The sequence below is a fragment of the Cytobacillus purgationiresistens genome (assembly GCF_030813235.1).
Classification (GTDB): Bacteria; Bacillota; Bacilli; order Bacillales; family Cytobacillaceae; genus Cytobacillus; species Cytobacillus purgationiresistens.
This window is the reverse complement of record NZ_JAUSUB010000042.1, coordinates 19,408-38,149: the sequence shown is the minus strand read 5'-3', so window position 1 is coordinate 38,149 and position 18,742 is coordinate 19,408. Positions and strand designations below refer to the sequence as shown.

The following is an 18,742-nucleotide window of genomic DNA, read 5'->3' as shown; positions in this document are numbered from 1 at the left end:
TGTTAAAATCGCATACTAATTTACCAACTGAAACTAAATCAGCGACTTTTTTAATTTATCGGCGATCATCTCGTTAAATCAGCGACTTTTCGATTACATCAGCGATAATGCGATTATATCGGCAATTTTCTTTTACAGCTAAAAACTCGCTCCCTTCTATAAATATGCCCGCTCTATTTTTGGTTAAAATCGCATACTAATTTACCAACTGAAACTAAATCAGCGATTATATCGGCAATTTTCTTTTACAGCTAAAAACTCGCTACTTTCTATAAATATGCCCGCTTTTTTTTTGTTAAAATCGCATACTAATTTACCAACTGAAACTAAATCAGCGACTTTTTTAATTTATCGGCGATCATCTCGTTAAATCAGCGACTTTTCGATTTTATCAGCGAAAATGCGATTATATCGGCAATTTTCTTTTACAGCTAACTTCTGAACAGCGAGGAAGATATTGAAAGGGTAATCATGGTTGATAACCCTTATGCTGGGTCATTTAAAACTTCTGATCTGATTGGGTGCTGCATGTTGTCACTCACGGAAAACTTATCATCGTGGCAATATAGCTACCGTGCTGCGGCAAATGGGACATACCTCCGTGATGCAAGATCATGGTTTTTACCTAGTCATACCCTAAACTCATGATTAGTTGGTAAGGGGACGAATATATTTTTTAGTACCACGGATGATAAAATGGAAGTGAAGTTTATATGAAAATAAAATGGGAAAGGAGTAGCAGCTCCTTTCCCATTTTGTCAGCAGGCTCTCTTCAGTTTTTAACACTTACATGTTCCATTATACGCTTCATTGCCTGAATTTGCCCCATATGAGTCGCTTCATGCATTAACGCTAAACCTGCAAGTTCTCCAACCGTCTTACAACCTAGGAATGGTGTATCCAAATCTTGATCTAGCTGTTCAGCAGGAATTTGCTTTAAACGAGTTAATTGATCTTTAAGCTGTCCGATGAGCTGATCCATAGCAGGTATATTCCCTGTCCAATCAGCTGGTTTTGTACCATACCCGAACCATTCCATATAATTCGTGGGAAGGTGAGTTGTTGCATGTGGGAAACCAAACATAGTTTGTTCAGTAATTGTTAAAACATGACCTGTATGCCAATGAATTGTGTTATTAAAACCATCTGGCTGCACATCAGTTTGTTCCTTAGAAACGGACTCTACAATCTTGGTGAAGTAATCTCTTGTCATCTCAAATTGCTTAAATACAAGTTGATTCATCTTTTTCTCCCCTCTCATTAACAAATTCACCCATAGTATACCAGTGAAAATCTGAAAAGAATATAGTTGAAACTTCCTGATATTAGCTTGATGTTAACTGGATTTGTATCAAGTTTTATGCTTTGTGACCGGGGTCTTGAGTTGAAGAAGTGGGAGTGCTATCTCGAACATTGAAAAAAATGGAGCCGTTTTAATTGAAGATTAACAGTAAAAAATCAGGCGAGGGATTGTTCTTGCGGTTTCAAGATATACTCAACATCAAAAGACTTGCTACATGTGGTAAGTCTTTAATTCTTTCCTCCAAAAAAAGTAAATTTTGTCCTTGTATAGTAACAAGGTGGCGAAGCAGGGAACACCTTTCATCATGCGAAAACGAAAAAAAGACGCTAATAAAAGCGCCTCTTCTCCATATATTATGCCAATACGTTTGTAAGTGGCGGGACGATTTGTTTTTTCCGTGAAACAACGCCCTTAAGTAATGCTTGATTGTTTTCAAGCTTTACATTAAACGCTTTTTCTATTGCTGGTGCTTGAGCACCTAGGGCGATGCCAACTGAATCGTTGTTTAAGATATCCGTTAGGACAAATAGGAAAAGGTCTAATTCCTTCTCTACGATAGTTGATGCAATCTTAGCATCAAGCTCTGCGCGGCGATTTAAGACTTCGTTTAAATCAACAGCATTTACTTGTGCGATGTAGGCTTTATAGTCGCCTAATTGGAATTCCTTCGCATCTAGAGAAATCAGCTGATCAATGGTTTTGTCGCTTAAATCAGCTCCAGCTTTAAGCATTTCAAGACCGTATTCCTCTGCGTTCACACCAGCGATGGCAGCTAGCTCTTCCGCTGCTTTTACATCTTGATCTGTGCAAGTAGGAGATTTGAATAGCAATGAGTCGGAAATGATAGCTGATAGCATTAATCCAGCGATTTCCTTCTTAATCTCAATGCCGTTTTCTTTGTACATTTTGTTCAAAATTGTTGCTGTACAGCCAACGGGTTCTGCACGGTAATATAAAGGGTCGCTTGTTTCGAAGTTAGCAATGCGATGGTGATCAATAACTTCAAGAATTTGAACGTCTTTAATATCATCTGCACTTTGCTGGAATTCGTTATGATCCACTAAGATGACTTCTTTTACTTCTTTTGAAACTGCCTCAACTAAACGAGGTGCCTCAGCTTTGAAAGTATCCAGTGCATATTGTGTTTCTGAATTGATTTCACCTAAGCGGATAGGTTCAGCATCTACACCAAGCTCTTTTTTTAGATCTGCATATGCGATTGCAGAACAGATAGTGTCGGTGTCAGGGTTCTTGTGACCAAATATAAATACTTTTGACATTGTTAGTCTCCTTGATTGTATAGAATATTAACTGTTATTTTTATAAAATCCCAGTTGTTATTTTACCATATATATTTACTGTAATCGGGAATAAAGAAAAAATCAACTTGACTTTTCGTGGAAAATTGCTTTTTGGGAAAAATAGCAGGGAAGTGCAAAAGTCTGGAGAATGTAATTAGATAAAAAGGGGGATGTCATCATGGCGATTGCAATCATATCTGATATTCACGGAAATATGACAGCTCTTGAGGCAGTGTTAGCTCATGCGCAAGACCGTGGAATTGATCGGATTTTTTGTTTAGGAGATTTAATTGGCAAGGGTCCAAGAGGTGCCGAGGTAGTGAAAAAAATTGAGGAGACTTGTGAAATCGTCATCCTTGGCAATTGGGATGATTTCATCCAAAAGCCGGTCGAATTTGAAGAAGTGAAATGGCATCAGGCTCAGCTTGAAGGCGAACCATTAGCTTACTTACATACTTTAACCTTTCATTATGATTTCTATATGAGCGGGAGATATATTCGTCTATTTCATGCCTCAGCTAAGAGCATCTATCATCGTGTATTTCCACTCAGAGCACCCTATGAAGAGAAGCTAGCGATGTTTGAGAATACGGAGAACATCACGCCGTTAGAAGCTGGGAAAACTCCGGATGTCGTTGGATTTGGCGATATTCATGCTGCCCTTATTGAGCCAGTATACCCGCAGAAGACGTTATTTAACTGCGGCAGTGTTGGCAACTCACTAGATATTCCGCAAGCTACCTATGCGATCCTGCATGGTGAGTACCTATCTAAAGACCCTGCACCTTTTTCAATTGAAATTGTCAGGGTGCCCTATGACATTGAGAAGGAAATTGCCATTGCTGAGGAAATGGAGATGCCGAATGTGGAGGCCTATGCATTAGAGCTCCGAGAGGCAAAGTATAGAGGGATACCGGCAAAAGCTGAATAGGAGGAATAGGACATGGAATTAAAAGGCTCTGCTGCTTATGAGGATGATCAATTTTTCCGTAACTATATGAAAAGAAGGCATCGTGAGGAAAGTCCCAATAAGATCATTGAAAAGCCAGTCATGTTAAAAATGATCGGTGATCTGGTGGACAAAGACATTTTAGATTAGGATGTGGAGATGCTTCATTAGGTAAAGGGCTGCTTAGCAACCGTCACGTAGGCTCTTATACAGGAGTCGATGGATCGAAGAAAATGATTGAACAGGCAGAGTTGAATTTGCAAGCTTGGAAAAATAGTCAAATCATTCATAGTGCATTAGAGCTTTACTCCTTTTCAGTGAGTAATTACCACATGATTGTTTCACAGTTAGTGCTTCACTATCTTGAAGATTTCCGTCAAATTTGCGAGAATATTTACAACAGTTTGCATTCAGGCGGCAAATTTGTCTTTAGTGTACAGCATCCGGTGATTACGAGCTCTTTTAAAAGCAGCGGAGCAAAGCGCGCCGATTGGGTGGTTGATGATTATTTTCAAAAGGGTAAAAGAATAGAGCCTTGGATTGAGGAACAGGTTATAAAGTACCACCGCACAATCGAAGAGTATTTTATGATTTTAAAAGATACAGGCTTTATCATCAATGAACTAAGTGAAGCGACTCCTGATGAAAAGAACTTTCCTTCTCGAGAGGAATATGAAAGAAGAAAGCGTATGCCGCTGTTTTTACTATTTTCATGCGAAAAGCCGGTATGTGAGTTTGATAGATCATAAGGAGATAGACAGATGAGTGTAGAATTGAACGCAAAAAGTTTCCCTGTATCCTTTGCTGCTTTAGAGCAAGAGGCGAAGATGAAAATGTCAGAAGGCGGCTATGGTTATGTTCGTTCAGGTGCCAGCCATGAAGAAACTTTACAAAAAAATGCGCAGGGCTTTGAGAAGCTATCCATTGTTCCACGGATGCTGCGCGATGTAGCTGATGTGGATATGAGTGTGACGATTGGTGGACGGACGTATCCGTTCCCCGTTTTTCTAGCGCCTGTGGGAATGCAGAAATTGACTCATGAAGAGGGGGAACTAGCTTCAGCTCGTGCAGCGGCCGCAATTGGTGTTCCGTTTGTCCAAAGCACTGTATCAAGCTATTCGATCGAAGAGATAAAGGCAGGTACAAATAGCAGCCCCAAATGGTTTCAACTCTATTGGTCAAGAAATGAACAAGTTACATTTAGCATGGTGAATCGTGCGGAGCAGGCAGGCTACGAGGCGATTGTGTTAACCGTTGACACAGTCATGACAGGCTGGAGGGAGACTGATATTGCCGCTGACTTTTCTCCGTTAAAGCTAGGGTTTGGTAAAGCGAATTATGAGAATGATCCGGCTTTCATGGCTGCTTTAGATAATCATGAGAACGAAGCGGTTATCCAATCGCTGCTGGAGAACATCCATTATCCTAACCTTAACTGGAGCCATGTCGCTGAATTGAAGAAGCGGACCAAGCTTCCTATTTATATTAAAGGAATCCTGCATCCGGAAGACGCGAAGCTTGCGGTTGAAAATGGTGTGGATGGAATCATCGTTTCTAACCATGGAGGCAGACAGCTTGATGGCATCATTAGCGCAATTGATGCCCTGCCGTCGATTGTGACTGAGGTAGATGGAGCGATTCCGGTGCTGTTCGATAGCGGCATCCGCCGTGGGACAGATGTGGTAAAAGCCCTCGCTTTAGGTGCGAAGGCTGTGTTCATTGGCCGTCCGTTTATTTATGGCTTAGCAGTCGGCGGGCAGACCGGTGTAGAAAAGATATTGGAAAACTTTATCGAAGAAACGAAAATCACCATGTCATTAGCGGGCATTTCAAAGGTATGTGACCTGCCAAGCATTAAGCTTATACGTGAATAATCTTGCCTTCAAACAGCTGCAGCTCATGGGCAATTTTAAATCCTGCCGCTTTGTACAGAGATAGCGCCATCTGGTTATCAGCACCAACACATAGAGAAACAGTCAAGATTTCCTTGTGTTGAAAAAGCGCTGATAATGCAGCTTTAAGAAGAAGCGTGCCAATACCCTGTCTTCTGAACCTAGGAGAAGCGGATATGAATTCGATATTCCCTTCTCCATGGTCAGGCAGAGCTTCTATATAGACATAGCCTTTAATTTGTTCATCCTCAGCAGGAACCAAGAGCAGTTGGTTGTATTCGTTCAGTTTATCTAGAATTTCGTTTGCTGAATAATAAGTATTTGGAAAAGCTTGCTCATGTAATCTGCTGAAGGCTTCCTGATAATGATGAGCGTAGGGAATGACGAGATGCGTTTCGTTATTTTCGCCTTTTTCTGCTTTTAGAATATAATGTTGGCTCTTATGTTCAGCGTTAATTTTTTTCATAAAGGTTAGAGCTTGGTTATTTTCCTCGTTGATAAAAAAATAAACCTTATTAAGTGTAGAGTCGTGGTGCAAACATATTCTGTTCCAAAGGGAATCCAGGGTTTCCTTATTGTCTGTAAATGGTCCCCATACCTCAGCGCTCTTCTCCTCCAGGTCTATATCCAACCCGATAGCCCCAATCAATTTCCCCTTTTCATAAGCTGTAAAAAAGGATTCTCCAAGTGGCAGCTCAGAAAAATCATGAAGCAATGTATCCATGATCTCTGCTTCATTGTCTCCGCAATAGCCAATATGGTGCTGCTTCTGCTGGTTCATTTTAGCGAGAAAGTGAGCAAGGTCTTTTGTCTGTGTCAACGTATTCGCCCCCTAAGCTTGTTTCGTATTTTTAGGCGGAATGCGATCATCCTGCAGATTTTTATCATTAATCTTCGGCTCGATATGATTGAGATGGTTTTTAATATTAGAGCGATGTAGGAAGACTAATAGTAATAAAAACACTATAAAGATGATTTCATTATCGCTGCCTGGTTTTATTAAGGAATAGATAAGTAAAGAAATGCCTACCGAAATCGACCCGAAATATACGTATTTTGTAAAGTAGATAACGGTCACGAATGCGATATAGGCAATGAGGAACAGCCAAACATTAGCAACTAGTAAAACACCTGCGGTTGTCGCAATCGCCTTTCCACCACGGAATCCCGCAAAAATCGGGAAGCAATGACCGATCACAGCAACCAAACCGACAGCAAGCAGGTCATGACCAGTTCCAATAATAATCGGAAGAGAAGCAGCCAGCGCTCCTTTGCCAATATCAATAATCAGCACAACAATCGCAGCTCGCTTTCCTAACACTCTCAGCGTATTCGTCGCGCCCGGGTTATTACTTCCATGCTGGCGAATATCAATATGAAAAAAATACTTCCCAATAAGTAATGCGGTAGGAATAGAGCCTATTAAATATGCGGCAAAATAAATATATAAGTCCATATAGTACTCCTTTTTATTAATTTTCAGAATAAATAACCTAACTTATTTTACCATATAGCGGACGAGCAGAATATATGCTTTTATTTTTAAAAAACGGATGGCAAGTTTCTATTTATTACATAAGGGAAGCAACAGGAACACCTACACTCCTAAAACCTTCTTTTGATAATTACTTCATAAAATGCTTTACTAGAGCTGTTATCAACTGGACAAACATACTTTATTTGCTCAGCAGCTAAGACGATAACCAGCAGCGTTTAAATAAAAAGCCAACAATAAAAACTTTTTTTAAAAAAACGTGTAGGGATTGTTCTATAACTTTCGTCTATTAGGGTGGAAGCTGGCAGAAAGGGGGAGAGAGAGATTAGCGACCAAGTTCTTATCCAAAAAGTATTAAGCGGCAATGACCACGCTTTTCGGCTTTTGGTTGAAAAGTACCGCAATGATTTGTTCCGGACAATTTATGCGGTACTGAGAGATCAGAAGGAAGCGGAAGATGCCGCACAAGAAGTGTTTTTAAAGATCTATCACTCTCTCCCCAAATATGAGAATCAAGGTTTAAAAACATGGATGACTAGAATTGCCGTCAATCACGCGATTGATATGAAAAGAAAACGTGACCGCAGGCGCGAAGATATCATGGAATCTGTTGACTACGATTCTATTGCACCTCAAAATGAAAACATTGAGGCAAAAATATTGAGCCGTGAAAGACGCGAGCTCGTGCGCCAGCGTCTGAATGAAATGCCTGACAATTATCGCATTGTCATATATGATTTCTATATTAAAGAAAAAAGCTATCAGCAAATGGCAGAAGAACAAAATGTTCAGGTGAAAACAATTGAAACGAAATTATACAGGGCGCGTCAGTGGATGAAGAAGCATTGGAAGGAGGACGATTTTTCATGAAACATTATTCTTATGAAGAGTGGCAGACATACGTAAAAAATGAATTAGAAGATGAAGTCCGTGAGACCTATGAGGATCATCTTTACAGCTGTGACCAATGCTTGGACCTCTACTTGATGGCCGTTGAGGAAGACGACCTTCCAATCATAGAAAATGAGCCAAACTTCACTGATTCAGTCATGGCGCAAATTAAAAGCCAGAAAGAAGCGCCGGTACCTGAAGCAAGAGTGGAGAGACGGTCAGCTTTCTATCAAAAATCAATCTTTCATTATGGTATAGCAGCTGCTATGACACTGATTTTAATGTCGACTGGGGTTTTCCAGTCATTGACCCAATATGCTGGCGGTGTTGAGAGCCAAGGGTTTAAGGAAAAAGAGACGTCTATGACTGAGGGAATCGTTGATAAAACCTTTGCCTGGATGGATTCTTTCGAAAGGAATAATAAGGAGGATAACAAAGAATGAAAAATCCGATTATCGCATTTTTACTAGGCTTTTTTCCAGGCGGAGGATTGCTGTATTTAGGAAAAGCCTTTCGAGGTCTAGCCTATATGCTAGGGGAGTTTTTCCTGATTGCTCTTACGTTTTTTATGATATCAGTAGGGGTTGGCGGCGAGGTAATGGTAATTGTGTTCGCTGGAGTTTTCCTATATATTGTCAACTTGGTTGATACGGGCATCACTGCCTCCAAGCTGCTAAAAGGGAAACAGCCGTTAATTGAAGAGAATAAAACAGTAGAGCTGGACTATGAAAGATTCAGAACCATTCTGTTATCATTTATACCGGGTGTTGGCCACTTCCACTTAGGTTTAATGAATCGCGGACTGACCTTCCTCGCTGCTTCTCTTGGATTGGGCATTATGGTAACTTTCATAGCCGTCATGACAAATCGCGGAGAGTTTCTTGTATTTCTTCTATTGTTCCCAGTCATATGGGTATATAGCTTTTTCGATGCGACGCAGCAATTAAATAAGAAGCAGCGCGGAGAAGAGCTTGTCGATCGCACGATTCTGGAGGATTTTGAAAAGCATCGCGAGGATGGCAAGAAGAGCAAAACCATTGCCACCATTTTATCGACATTCCCTGGAGCAGGCCACTTATATTTGGGGTTGCAGCGCCGCGGAATTCAATTGATGGCAGCGTTTCTATTCTCCATCTATATATTGGACGTTCTAAGACTCGGTATTTTCTTGTTCTTGATCCCGATTATTTGGTTCTACAGCTTCTTTGATGGGCTGCAAAAGGCGTCAAGATACGGAGAAGAAGAGCTGGAGGATGTACCAATTATCGCCTACTTCATTAATCATCAGAGATGGATTGGCATCGGACTTGTTCTAATCGGACTATATTACATGACAACAAGCATCATTTTGCCATCCGTATCCCCCATGCTATCCAACATGATCAACATCGATTTATGGTATTGGTTCGACCGATACTTCCAAACAGGAATCGTCTGCATTCTTCTGATTGGCGGAGGCTTAAAGCTGCTGGGCGGCAATAAAAATAAGAATGTAAAGAAAGCCGAGGGAGAGTGAGAATATGAGAACATGGAGAGTTGGAACGTTTTCGATGGGAGCGTCATTGCTTCTTCTCGGAATATATCTGTTATTATCACAAATTGCCGGCATGGAGATCAGCCATATTTTGATGTCATGGTGGCCAATTATTTTAGTCGTATTAGGTATTGAGATATTGCTATTCCTCTTTTTTTCAAAACAGGAAAAGCCATATTTGAAATATGATATCTTAAGTATTCTCATCGTAGGATTCTTAGGGACAATAGGGATAGGCTTTGCTCTTCTAAGCTCAATCGGTGTTGTGGATCGAGTTGCTGTGGCAATTGATAAAGAAGATCGAACCTATGATCTGCCGGCATTCGAGCAAGCTTTAAAAGAGGATATTAAGCGGATTGTGATTGACTCCGGAAATAACCCGTTAACGATAGAAGGAACCAATGCAAGCGAGGTCTCATTATTTGGAACCTATAGAGCAGCAACGGCGAAAAATGAGAAGCTCATCACAGCACCCGAGGATTATGTGAACACGAATGTGAAGGGTGATACACTATATGTGACCCTAAAAGGTCTGCCAAATGAAGCGACTGGAATGTTTGATTACTATGGAATGATGTCTGCAGTCGTTCTCATACCGCAGGATGTTAAGCTCGAAGTCATTGGCAATCATAATGCCATTACATTAAAACCGCGCGAGTTAATGAGCGACTGGTCCATTGATAAGAGTTCAAACACGAACATTCAATTAGAAGCAAATAGCAATGTAAAAATTGTGGCAGCAAACATTGATTATATCGAAGGAAATCAAGACGGCTGGCAGATTAAGAAGAAGCAAAAAACGGAAGCTGTCGACGATGATGGATATTATGAAGAACCAAATACAGGTATAGAGGAAGCCATTTTTAAAAATGGCGACGGTAAGCATCAAATTCACGTAACAAACAGCTCGGAAGTAAGTTTAAAGACAGTGCATTGATTTAGGGAGCCTTGATCCTATGGATTAGGGCTTTTTTTGTTGCGGAATGTTCGCCTATTCTTTCGACCATTCCACTGTGTCCTTTTTCCAAAGTTTTTCATAGCATATAACAATCCTTGTACAACATCAGAGAAAGGGGTTATCTTTTGAAAAGACAGAGCTTACCGGGCGAATTGTTACGCCTGATGATGCAGATTATGAGCAGAACATGATTCAGGTAAAAAACCTGTAATTTATGTTCTAATCGCGACATTGGAACATGATTCAGGTGAAAAGCCTGCAATATATGTTCTAATCGCGACATTGGAACATGATTCAGGAAAAAAACCTGTAATTTATGTTCTAATCGCGATATTAGTGATTCAGGTGAAAAACCTGCAATATATGTTCTAATCGCGATATTGGAACATGATTCAGGAGAAAAACTCGGAATATATGTTCTAATCGCAGAATAAATAATAATTTAAGCGTCCCCAAGTTCCCAAGAATCATTGTATTTTGTCAGAATACAGGTGAGGTGTTAAATGCATTAAAGTGGGTGAGAGAGAACCGCATTCCATTCCGAGTGAGGAGCGGTCGGCACAGCTATGAGAATTTCTCGCTTGTAAATGGCGGTCTGATTATTGATGTCAGCGAGATGCATGAAATAACTGTCAACCGTAAAGGCATGACAGCGAAAATAGAAGCAGGAGCTAATTTAGGGCAAGTATATAACGAATTATGGAAAGACGGCACGACGATCCCCGGAGGAACGGAGAGCAGTGTAGGTCTAGTCGGACTTACGCTCGGCGGGGGAATTGGGATGTTATCACGATGGTTTGGACTAACCTGTGACAACCTGCTTGAGGTTGAGATGGTCATTGCGGAAGGTCATAGTGATGCGAAATTGGTTAAGGCAAATAAAAATCATAATAGTGAGCTATTTTGGGCTTGCTGTGGAGGGGGCGGAGGGAACTTTGGGATTGTCACGTCCCTTACATTCAAGGTCCATCCCATTTCTAAAGTTTCGGTATTCTCTATCATATGGAGATGGGATGATTTCGAAGCAGCTTTCGACGCATGGCAGAAGTGGGCGCCGAATACAAGTGACCGCCTCACTTCAGAAATTGAATTAAAAGCAAAAGAAGCCAATCAAATCATCGCTCAAGGTGAATTTGTCGGACCGTCAACCAAGTTAAAGGCACTACTTCGGCCACTAACAGACACTGGTTCACCCGTAAAAGTATTGATAAAAGAAGTGCCGTATATCCAAGCTGTTCGCTTCTTTGACGACCCAAGCGGAAACCAGGCCGCATACCGTAAAAGATCAGGCTCTTTCCTAGATAAGCCTTTTTCATCCAACGCCATCTTAACAATGAAACAATTTCTAGAAAACGCGCCAAATGAAAAATCCGGCATATGGCATCAGTCTCTTGGAGGAGCAGCAGGCCGGATTGGTCCAACTGAAACAGCTTTCTATTATAGGGATACGATCATCGCCCAGGAATATCTAGCTACATGGGACAATCCAGCAGAAGAACGACGAAACATCCGCTGGATAGAGGAATTGAGGCGTGCCTTATCAAGGCACACCACCGGCGACTATGTAAATTGGTCCGATCGGCTCATTAGAGATTGGCCAACGGCGTACTATGGAGAGAATCTCAACCGTCTTCGAGCGGTGAAAAAGGCATATGATCCATTCAATCTGTTTGAATTTCCGCAAAGCATTCCTCCATTTACAAAATGGATATAAAGACGAGAATTATATGGTGGAGCCCATCTTAAAGAAGATCGGCTTTTTTTACTTTCGGGGAAAGGATGTTGCATTTATTCTGTCATCATTTCGTTTCAAAGAAGGTTGCAATCACTTTGAAATTAAGATTATTGTCTTTCATAAATATAATTTACCCTTTTTATGAAACTTTTCCCAACTGCCCACGTATATTTAACTATCAAACATGAATAGGAGAGTTAAGTATATGGAAAACGAAATAAGCAGTAAGCCAGCAAAACCAAGTTTATTAGGGATGATTTGGAGTCCTACTGAACAATTTGATCGAATCAAGCAAAATCCGAAAATATGGGTACCGCTATTATTAGTTAGTTTGCTTTTTTCTTTTGGAATGATACTAATGGCTTTTACAATGGACGCGAGTTTTTTTGAATTAGGTGACCTTAGTGAAGAAGAAACCTTACTAGTGTTAGGCTTCGCAAGAATTACAATGGCTATTACTGGTATTATTACACCAATTATCACAGTACTCATTTCCAGCGCCATTTATTTGTTAATTTGTAAGATTGCTAGTTCCGATGTGACATTTAGACAGTTATTCTCGATGAATACATATATATTGATCATCGGAGCTCTTGGTCTAGTCATTAATTCAGGATTTGCGGCATTAATTGGGGGGAACTCGGATGTATTTATTACAAGCTTGGCAGGGTTGTTAAATGCCGGGCCATCTAGCATTTTGAATCACATAGAAGTCTTTTCAATTTGGCAGACCATTTTAATAGCGATTGGTTTAAACCGAGTTGCTGGTCTATCGAAAACTGTAGCATGGATCATTGCCATCGTATTTTTCTTGGTTGGAATCGGCCTTGCATTATTAAGTGCGTTAGCCGCACCAGCGATGTGATGGAGTAAATGAATGAATAAAAAAGTTTGGGTCGCAGTAGGTGTCGGATTACTTATTCTGGTAATGGCAGGTGTCAGCGTCTATCGCCAGGCATTTGCCAAAGGCCCTTCTGTAACTGTTGTTCAACCTGAAAAAGAGGAAATCACGGACTATTTAATGATTCCTGGGACTTTGTCATTGAAAAATGAGCAGAAAATCTTCACAAGCATGGAACAAGGAGAAATAGAAGAAGTGCTGGTTGAAGAAGGTGAAGCAGTTGAGGAAGGGACCATATTAGCAAAGTACAATGAAAAAAGCGTTGCCATGGAACTTGAAAGAATCAATCTGCAGATAGAATCTGGCTACTTAAGAATCAACCAAGTAGAAAAGAGCTTGACCAATTTGCAGGAGCAGGAAGAGGATCTCCGCAAGCAAATAGGCAAGAAAGAAGCGAAGAAGCAGATCGACCCTGAAAGAGATCAACTCACAATGGATAAGAGGATGGCTAATCTTGATGTCCATCAATTGCTTCTGGAGAAAAAGGAAATTGAGCAGCGCATGGAACAATTAGCGGTAAAGAGCACTATGAATGGCAAAGTGCTGCAAATCAATGAGATGAAGTCGTCTGATCCATTAGCACAGCAAGCGCCTATCATCCATATTGGGAATCTTGATGAAAAGGTCGCTAGAGGTACTTTATCTGAGTATGACACGTTAAAGGTTGAAAAAGGTATGACGGCTGTATTGAAATCCGATGTCCTTCCTGATAAGGAATGGAAGGGTGAGGTCAGCCAAATCAGCTTTACGCCAGATGAAAGCCAGCCGGTCAATCCTGGTGAATTGCGTGCAGCTCAATACGGCATCCTCGTTGATATTAAAGATGATATTTCTAGCTTAAAGCCAGGGTTTCAATTGATTGTGGAAATTGAAACAAGCCGTAAATCAGCGTTGACGATTCCTGCAGAAGCAGTATTAACTGATGACGCTGCCAGCTATGTTTTCCTTTTAAAGGATGGAAAAAGTGTGAAGCATGAAGTTGAAATCGGCATTGCATCAGGAAGTAAGATGGAGGTTCTAAGCGGACTAGCTGAGGGTGATCAAGTAATAGCCAATCCATCTGATTCACTTCAGGATGGTATGGAAGTGAATGCAAAATGATTGAGCTGAAGCAAATCACTAAATCCTATCAAATTGGTAAGGAAATGGTCGATATTCTGAAAAATATCGATTTGACCATTGAACAGGGGGAGTCCATTGCTATTATGGGTCCTTCCGGGTCAGGGAAATCGACGCTAATGAATCTGATTGGCTGTCTCGATCAGCCGACGAGCGGTACATATAAATTATCTGGAGAGGATATCTCTCAATATAAGGATATCGACCTTGCCCGTGTAAGAAATCAGTCGATTGGCTTTGTATTTCAGCAGTTTCATTTACTGCCCAGATTAACCGCTCTTAAAAACGTGGAGCTGCCGATGATTTACAGCGGCGTTCCTAAGAAAGAGCGAATTGAAAGGGCAAGGAGAGCTTTAATTAAGGTTGGATTAGAAGATCGCATGGATCAGCTGCCCAATGCCCTGTCTGGTGGCCAGAAGCAGCGTGTAGCCATTGCCCGTGCGATTGTCAACGAACCGAAGCTGATATTAGCGGACGAACCAACCGGTGCCCTTGATACGAAAACAAGCGAGACCATCATGGAGCTATTTCTCCAGCTGAATAAAGAAGGGGCAACGATTATCATCGTTACCCACGAACCGGAAATTGCTGAATATGCACGAAAAACGATCTTTGTCAGAGATGGCATCATCGTATCCTCTGCCCATGGTGACAGGGGGCAATCCATATGAGTTTTATTGAAAGCTTGAAAATGGCTTTAAGCTCGATAAGGGCGCATAAAATGAGATCAATTCTGACGATGATTGGCATCATTATTGGTGTCGGCTCTGTCATTATTGTTGTAGCGATTGGACAAGGCGGAGAAGCCATGCTGAAGTCTCAGCTCACAGGGCCGGGCAACACGGTGGAGTTATTCTATCAGCCGTCAGAGGAAGAAATCATGGCAAATCCGAATGTTTTTAATGAATCAGCTTTCTCACAAGAGGATATTCGCGCCATCGAACAAATCCCTGAAATTAAAAGAGTCGTCGCTTCCAGCATGGAATTTGGCCAAGTCGGCTATTTAGAAGAAAAAGCTGACAGCACTATAATGGGAATTAACTCAGCCTATTTTGAATTGAATAGCCTCGATACAGAAACAGGCAGATCCTTTTCCTCTGCTGATTTTCTTGGCGGACGCAGGGTGGCAGTCGTCAGTTTCTCTCTTCAGGAAGAGCTATTCCCGGAAAAATCGGCAATTGGTGAAATCATCAGAATTGGCTACCAGCCTGTTGAAATCATAGGCGTGCTGGATAAGCCGACGGGGATCTTCTCATTTGGTTCACTAGAGGTTTATATTCCAAGTGAAACATGGCTAACTATCTATGGCAGCAGCAAGATTTCACAAGTGACCCTGCAGGCAGATTCTGCCGATCAGCTTCAGGTAGTCGGCAAGAAAGCCGCCGGCCTCATGAATCAGAGGCATAATACCGAGGAGTCCTACCAGGTTATTAATATGGAAGAAATCGCGGCAGGAATTGGTCAAATAACGAAGATCATGACCCTCATTATTAGCAGCATCGCTGGAATCTCTCTATTCGTTGGAGGGATAGGCGTCATGAACATCATGCTCGTCTCAGTGACAGAAAGAACGAGAGAAATTGGTATCAGGAAGGCGCTTGGCGCAACTAGATCCCAAGTGCTCACACAATTTCTCATCGAGTCTGTTACATTAACCCTGATCGGTGGGATCGCAGGCATCCTGATGGGCTGGGGTGTGACCTCGCTCATTTCCATCTTTGCCGGCTGGCCATCATTAATTTCTTGGCAGGTCGTATTAGGCGGTATGCTGTTCTCTATGCTGATAGGAGTCGTATTTGGGATATTGCCGGCAAGCAAGGCCTCGAAGCTTGATCCGATTGAAGCGTTGCGTTATGAATAGTTGAAGGGAAGTGTGGGGATGATGCTCACACTTCTTTTTCGAATTTTTATTACTGTTAATACGGAGGAGAAATTGCGAGATGGATAGTAACATAGAGAAGAAGCCGAGTTTACTAGAAATAATTACAAGACCGATTGTGCAATTTGATCGGATAAAGGATTATCCGAGAGTGAATTAATTATTTTCTTGTCCTTTTTCATAATACTAACTAAATATAGTTGCAAGGTCGGCGTTGGATTCAAATACCTTATGATCAGTTACATTTGTTGTCATTGTAAATACAGGGTCTGTATGATTTGCTTTTTCATAGAAGGCCACTCCAAATAATGTTCCATTTATCTCATCTTTATCTATATTAGTAAGGGTATAGGTTGCACTGTTAGGCTCATCTATTAATGCTGATATGTCATCTTTGGAATTTATTATTATGCTATATCCCGATGATCCGTCAACAATAGTAATCTTTTCTATTTTGCTTAAATCACCATCGTATAACTCATTAAATTCAACTGTTCGTTCTGAGCAACCAGAGATAAGAAATAAAATAAAAATATAAGGAAACAGAAACTTGGGGATTTTCATTCAATCACTACTCCTTAAGTTCACATAAAACCAATAACAGAAACAGGATCATTTGCCATTCTTTATTTTATTCTATTCAGGTGTTAAGTAATAAAATTCACTGATTCATTCAGTTTGCTCATTTCTTGATCTGTTTGAGGTCAGCAATTTCTCATTTTATAGATCTACAGCATTATAGCAATCTTTGCTTTTATCTGTAATAGGTTCTGCATCTACTAAATCAAATTTTATCACTTCTTAGTTGGTTCAATCTATAAAAGATTAGCCTAAAGTTTCATTAATATCATTGATTTATCGAGACATAGAAATGATTGTTATCAACTAGCATATATCAAAATTTTACACTTTCTATACTGCTATCATCTGAAAGGGAGCGAGATTAGATGGATTCTGAAAAGGAGAATCAATTGGAAAGGCCAAGTTTGTGGGGGATGATATGGAGTCCTAATAAACAATTCGATCGAATCAAGCAGAATCCGACAGTCTGGGTACCGTTAATCATAACCAGTTTAATGTTTAGCGTGGGCATGTTTTTTGTTTCGACGCTGATTGAGAAGCTGCTTATTTGGATTAATATGGATGCTATGGAAGAGTGGATGATTGTACTCTGGCTGATTCGCACGATTATCGTGGGCACTGGTTTATTTATCCCGACCGTTATCATACTCATTCTTAGTGCTATTCATTTAATCATTACTAAGGTCATTGGAACGGAAGTGACGTTCAAACAATTATTTTCTATGAATGCACATATTCTGTTCATAGGAGCGCTTGGTTTTGTTATTGGGATGAGCATCTATGCCTTCGTATTTAAAGAAACGGGAATGAGCGGAAAACTGGTGGCGATTACGCTATTGATCATTTATCAATATTTCGTAAGCCAAGCATTCATCATTTGGCAAATTATCCTGGGAGCCATTGGACTGCAGCGCATTGGCAAGCTTTCCAAGGTGGTTGCCTGGACGATTGCAATTATATTGATGGTTATCAGTCTCTCGTTTGGACTCTTCGGTGCACTGTTGGGCATTTAGAAAATTGGCGTCTCCAGTTTCCTGGAATGCCAGTAAATTTAACTTGTCTTCCCACACTGAATTGAATAGAATAGGATAGTAACAAAATTGCTATATATACAGCAATCGGCTATGATGTAAAAAGATGGGACAATCTTAGATTATTTTAATTTTACTATTAGGATGATGGGTAATGAAGAGAGCAAGAATTATTTATAATCCTACTTCCGGCCGGGAGATATTTAAGAAGCATTTGGCGGAAGTGCTGCAAAAGCTTGAACGTGCTGGCTATGAAACATCTTGCCATGCTACGACAGGCGAAGGAGACGCAACAGAGGCTGCCCGCAAAGCGGTCGACAGTCGCTTTGATCTCGTTGTCGCTGCAGGTGGAGATGGAACAATAAACGAAGTCGTGAACGGAATAGCAGAGCAGCCGTATCGACCGAAGCTTGGAGTCATTCCAACTGGAACGACCAATGATTTTGCCCGAGCGCTCCATATTCCAAGAGATATAGAGGTAGCAGCTGATATCATTGCCAAGGGAGACACAATTCCAGTAGATATCGGACGTATGAATGATAAATATTTTATAAATATCGCAGGCGGCGGCCGCATGACCGAGCTCACCTACGAAGTGCCAAGCAAGCTGAAAACGATGATCGGCCAGCTCGCCTACTATTTAAAAGGCATTGAAATGCTGCCTTCCATCAAATCAACGGAAGTCAGCATCGAATTTGACGGCAAAGTCTTTGATGGCGAGGTCCTGCTTTTCCTGGTAGGCTTAACTAACTCCGTCGGCGGCTTTGAAAAGCTCGCACCGGACGCATCGATCAATGACGGCATGTTTACCTTATTAATATTGAAGAAAACCAACCTAGCAGAGTTCATTAGAATCGTGACACTTGCCCTGCGAGGAGAGCACTTAAATGACCCGCACGTCATCTACACGAAAGCAAACCGCGTAAAGGTCCATTCAAAGGAAAAAGTCCAGCTCAACCTCGACGGAGAATTCGGCGGCATCCTGCCGGCAGAATTTGTCAACCTATACAGACATCTCGAGGTCTTCGTACCGCTTGATAAAATCCGCAAAGAGGACATGCCTGCAGATTTGCAAAGAGATTAAATCAAAGTGCGCACAATAGTGTGCACTTTTTTATTTGTCCACAAACGTATATTTTCAAAAAAATCCGCTTTTCGTATTCTCATCCAAT

The 18,742-nt window shown here is 41.1% G+C and carries 18 protein-coding genes and 3 pseudogenes; 16 read left to right on the top strand and 5 right to left on the bottom strand.

All coding sequences use genetic code 11. The features are described from left to right. Positions 1-435: 435 nt before the first annotated feature. A pseudogene (locus J2S17_RS26440) lies at positions 436-640 on the top strand (DinB family protein); the annotation flags it as partial. 132 nt (positions 641-772) lie between these two features. Here J2S17_RS26440 and J2S17_RS26435 read toward each other — a convergent pair. Then, entirely contained in the window at positions 773-1,243 is a 471-nt protein-coding gene (locus J2S17_RS26435) for a DinB family protein (RefSeq protein ID WP_307479792.1), read from the bottom strand. Positions 1,244-1,656: 413 nt separating this feature from the next. Then, a complete protein-coding gene (locus tag J2S17_RS26430) occupies positions 1,657-2,583 on the bottom strand; it encodes a manganese-dependent inorganic pyrophosphatase (RefSeq protein WP_307479790.1) in 927 nt (308 codons plus the stop codon). 196 nt (positions 2,584-2,779) lie between these two features. Between J2S17_RS26430 and J2S17_RS26425 the strand changes: the two genes are divergently transcribed. The 3 genes and pseudogenes from J2S17_RS26425 to J2S17_RS26415 all read left to right on the top strand — a co-directional run bounded on the left by J2S17_RS26425 (position 2,780) and on the right by J2S17_RS26415 (position 5,427). Then, on the top strand, positions 2,780-3,535 hold the full coding sequence (locus tag J2S17_RS26425; RefSeq protein WP_307479799.1) for a metallophosphoesterase family protein: 756 nt from the start codon (positions 2,780-2,782) through the stop codon (positions 3,533-3,535). A 12-nt stretch (positions 3,536-3,547) separates the two neighbouring features. After that, positions 3,548-4,302, top strand: a pseudogene (locus tag J2S17_RS26420) (class I SAM-dependent DNA methyltransferase). Between the two features lie 12 nt (positions 4,303-4,314). Continuing rightward, positions 4,315-5,427 (top strand): alpha-hydroxy-acid oxidizing protein, encoded by a 1,113-nt coding sequence (locus tag J2S17_RS26415; RefSeq protein ID WP_307479787.1) that lies wholly within the window; start codon positions 4,315-4,317, stop codon positions 5,425-5,427. Here the strand turns inward: J2S17_RS26415 and J2S17_RS26410 are convergent. Both J2S17_RS26410 and plsY read right to left on the bottom strand, forming a co-directional pair. Continuing rightward, positions 5,414-6,265, bottom strand: coding sequence for a GNAT family N-acetyltransferase (locus J2S17_RS26410; protein ID WP_307479784.1), 852 nt, complete (start codon positions 6,263-6,265; stop codon positions 5,414-5,416). The two genes, J2S17_RS26415 and J2S17_RS26410, sit on opposite strands and share 14 nt — an antisense overlap. Before the next feature lie 12 nt (positions 6,266-6,277). Continuing rightward, positions 6,278-6,901 (bottom strand): glycerol-3-phosphate 1-O-acyltransferase PlsY, encoded by a 624-nt coding sequence (gene plsY, locus J2S17_RS26405; RefSeq protein ID WP_307479781.1) that lies wholly within the window; start codon positions 6,899-6,901, stop codon positions 6,278-6,280. A gap of 333 nt (positions 6,902-7,234) precedes the next feature. Between plsY and J2S17_RS26400 the strand changes: the two genes are divergently transcribed. The 10 genes and pseudogenes from J2S17_RS26400 (at position 7,235) to J2S17_RS26355 (ending at position 15,939) form a co-directional block, all read left to right on the top strand. Continuing rightward, entirely contained in the window at positions 7,235-7,810 is a 576-nt protein-coding gene (locus J2S17_RS26400) for a sigma-70 family RNA polymerase sigma factor (RefSeq protein ID WP_307479778.1), read from the top strand. After that, positions 7,807-8,274, top strand: coding sequence for an anti-sigma factor (locus tag J2S17_RS26395; RefSeq protein ID WP_307479777.1), 468 nt, complete (start codon positions 7,807-7,809; stop codon positions 8,272-8,274). The genes J2S17_RS26400 and J2S17_RS26395 overlap by 4 nt, the downstream gene beginning before the upstream one ends. Then, on the top strand, positions 8,271-9,347 hold the full coding sequence (locus tag J2S17_RS26390; protein WP_307479775.1) for a hypothetical protein: 1,077 nt from the start codon (positions 8,271-8,273) through the stop codon (positions 9,345-9,347). The genes J2S17_RS26395 and J2S17_RS26390 overlap by 4 nt, the downstream gene beginning before the upstream one ends. A gap of 4 nt (positions 9,348-9,351) precedes the next feature. Then, positions 9,352-10,302, top strand: coding sequence for a hypothetical protein (locus J2S17_RS26385; protein WP_307479774.1), 951 nt, complete (start codon positions 9,352-9,354; stop codon positions 10,300-10,302). Positions 10,303-10,554: 252 nt separating this feature from the next. Further along, the gene (locus J2S17_RS26380; RefSeq protein WP_307479771.1) at positions 10,555-10,695 is read left to right on the top strand and encodes a hypothetical protein; all 141 of its coding nucleotides are present in this window, start codon (positions 10,555-10,557) and stop codon (positions 10,693-10,695) included. Between the two features lie 55 nt (positions 10,696-10,750). Next, positions 10,751-12,037: pseudogene (locus J2S17_RS26375) on the top strand (FAD-binding oxidoreductase); the annotation flags it as partial. A gap of 226 nt (positions 12,038-12,263) precedes the next feature. After that, positions 12,264-12,923: a YknW family membrane protein gene (gene yknW, locus J2S17_RS26370; protein WP_307479768.1), complete on the top strand. Its 660-nt coding sequence runs from the start codon at positions 12,264-12,266 to the stop codon at positions 12,921-12,923. Positions 12,924-12,935: 12 nt separating this feature from the next. Continuing rightward, positions 12,936-14,060, top strand: a complete 1,125-nt coding sequence (locus tag J2S17_RS26365) for an efflux RND transporter periplasmic adaptor subunit (RefSeq protein WP_307479765.1) — start codon at positions 12,936-12,938, stop codon at positions 14,058-14,060. Continuing rightward, a complete protein-coding gene (locus J2S17_RS26360) occupies positions 14,057-14,749 on the top strand; it encodes an ABC transporter ATP-binding protein (protein ID WP_307479762.1) in 693 nt (230 codons plus the stop codon). The genes J2S17_RS26365 and J2S17_RS26360 overlap by 4 nt, the downstream gene beginning before the upstream one ends. After that, the gene (locus J2S17_RS26355; RefSeq protein ID WP_307479759.1) at positions 14,746-15,939 is read left to right on the top strand and encodes an ABC transporter permease; all 1,194 of its coding nucleotides are present in this window, start codon (positions 14,746-14,748) and stop codon (positions 15,937-15,939) included. Before J2S17_RS26360 ends, J2S17_RS26355 begins: the two co-directional genes overlap by 4 nt. Positions 15,940-16,143: 204 nt before the next feature. Here J2S17_RS26355 and J2S17_RS26350 read toward each other — a convergent pair whose 3' ends face one another. Next, a complete protein-coding gene (locus J2S17_RS26350) occupies positions 16,144-16,521 on the bottom strand; it encodes a hypothetical protein (RefSeq protein ID WP_307479757.1) in 378 nt (125 codons plus the stop codon). Positions 16,522-16,904: 383 nt separating this feature from the next. On the opposite strand from J2S17_RS26350, the gene yknW (J2S17_RS26345) reads away from it, so the two are divergent. Both yknW (J2S17_RS26345) and J2S17_RS26340 read left to right on the top strand, forming a co-directional pair. After that, positions 16,905-17,552 (top strand): YknW family membrane protein, encoded by a 648-nt coding sequence (gene yknW, locus J2S17_RS26345; protein WP_307479755.1) that lies wholly within the window; start codon positions 16,905-16,907, stop codon positions 17,550-17,552. A gap of 172 nt (positions 17,553-17,724) precedes the next feature. Then, on the top strand, positions 17,725-18,654 hold the full coding sequence (locus J2S17_RS26340) for a diacylglycerol kinase (protein ID WP_307479753.1): 930 nt from the start codon (positions 17,725-17,727) through the stop codon (positions 18,652-18,654). Positions 18,655-18,742 lie beyond the last annotated feature (88 nt).

What these genes read in the sequence shown, in the direction of transcription:
- J2S17_RS26435 (WP_307479792.1), bottom strand. Translation starts at nt 1,243, where the DNA reads ATGAATCAACTTGTATTTAAGCAATTTGAGATGACAAGAGATTACTTC.
- J2S17_RS26430 (WP_307479790.1), bottom strand. Translation starts at nt 2,583, where the DNA reads ATGTCAAAAGTATTTATATTTGGTCACAAGAACCCTGACACCGACACT.
- J2S17_RS26415 (WP_307479787.1), top strand. Translation starts at nt 4,315, where the DNA reads ATGAGTGTAGAATTGAACGCAAAAAGTTTCCCTGTATCCTTTGCTGCT.
- plsY (WP_307479781.1), bottom strand. Translation starts at nt 6,901, where the DNA reads ATGGACTTATATATTTATTTTGCCGCATATTTAATAGGCTCTATTCCT.
- J2S17_RS26395 (WP_307479777.1), top strand. Translation starts at nt 7,807, where the DNA reads ATGAAACATTATTCTTATGAAGAGTGGCAGACATACGTAAAAAATGAA.
- J2S17_RS26390 (WP_307479775.1), top strand. Translation starts at nt 8,271, where the DNA reads ATGAAAAATCCGATTATCGCATTTTTACTAGGCTTTTTTCCAGGCGGA.
- J2S17_RS26385 (WP_307479774.1), top strand. Translation starts at nt 9,352, where the DNA reads ATGAGAACATGGAGAGTTGGAACGTTTTCGATGGGAGCGTCATTGCTT.
- yknW (WP_307479768.1), top strand. Translation starts at nt 12,264, where the DNA reads ATGGAAAACGAAATAAGCAGTAAGCCAGCAAAACCAAGTTTATTAGGG.
- J2S17_RS26365 (WP_307479765.1), top strand. Translation starts at nt 12,936, where the DNA reads ATGAATAAAAAAGTTTGGGTCGCAGTAGGTGTCGGATTACTTATTCTG.
- J2S17_RS26360 (WP_307479762.1), top strand. Translation starts at nt 14,057, where the DNA reads ATGATTGAGCTGAAGCAAATCACTAAATCCTATCAAATTGGTAAGGAA.
- J2S17_RS26355 (WP_307479759.1), top strand. Translation starts at nt 14,746, where the DNA reads ATGAGTTTTATTGAAAGCTTGAAAATGGCTTTAAGCTCGATAAGGGCG.
- J2S17_RS26350 (WP_307479757.1), bottom strand. Translation starts at nt 16,521, where the DNA reads ATGAAAATCCCCAAGTTTCTGTTTCCTTATATTTTTATTTTATTTCTT.
- yknW (WP_307479755.1), top strand. Translation starts at nt 16,905, where the DNA reads ATGGATTCTGAAAAGGAGAATCAATTGGAAAGGCCAAGTTTGTGGGGG.
- J2S17_RS26340 (WP_307479753.1), top strand. Translation starts at nt 17,725, where the DNA reads ATGAAGAGAGCAAGAATTATTTATAATCCTACTTCCGGCCGGGAGATA.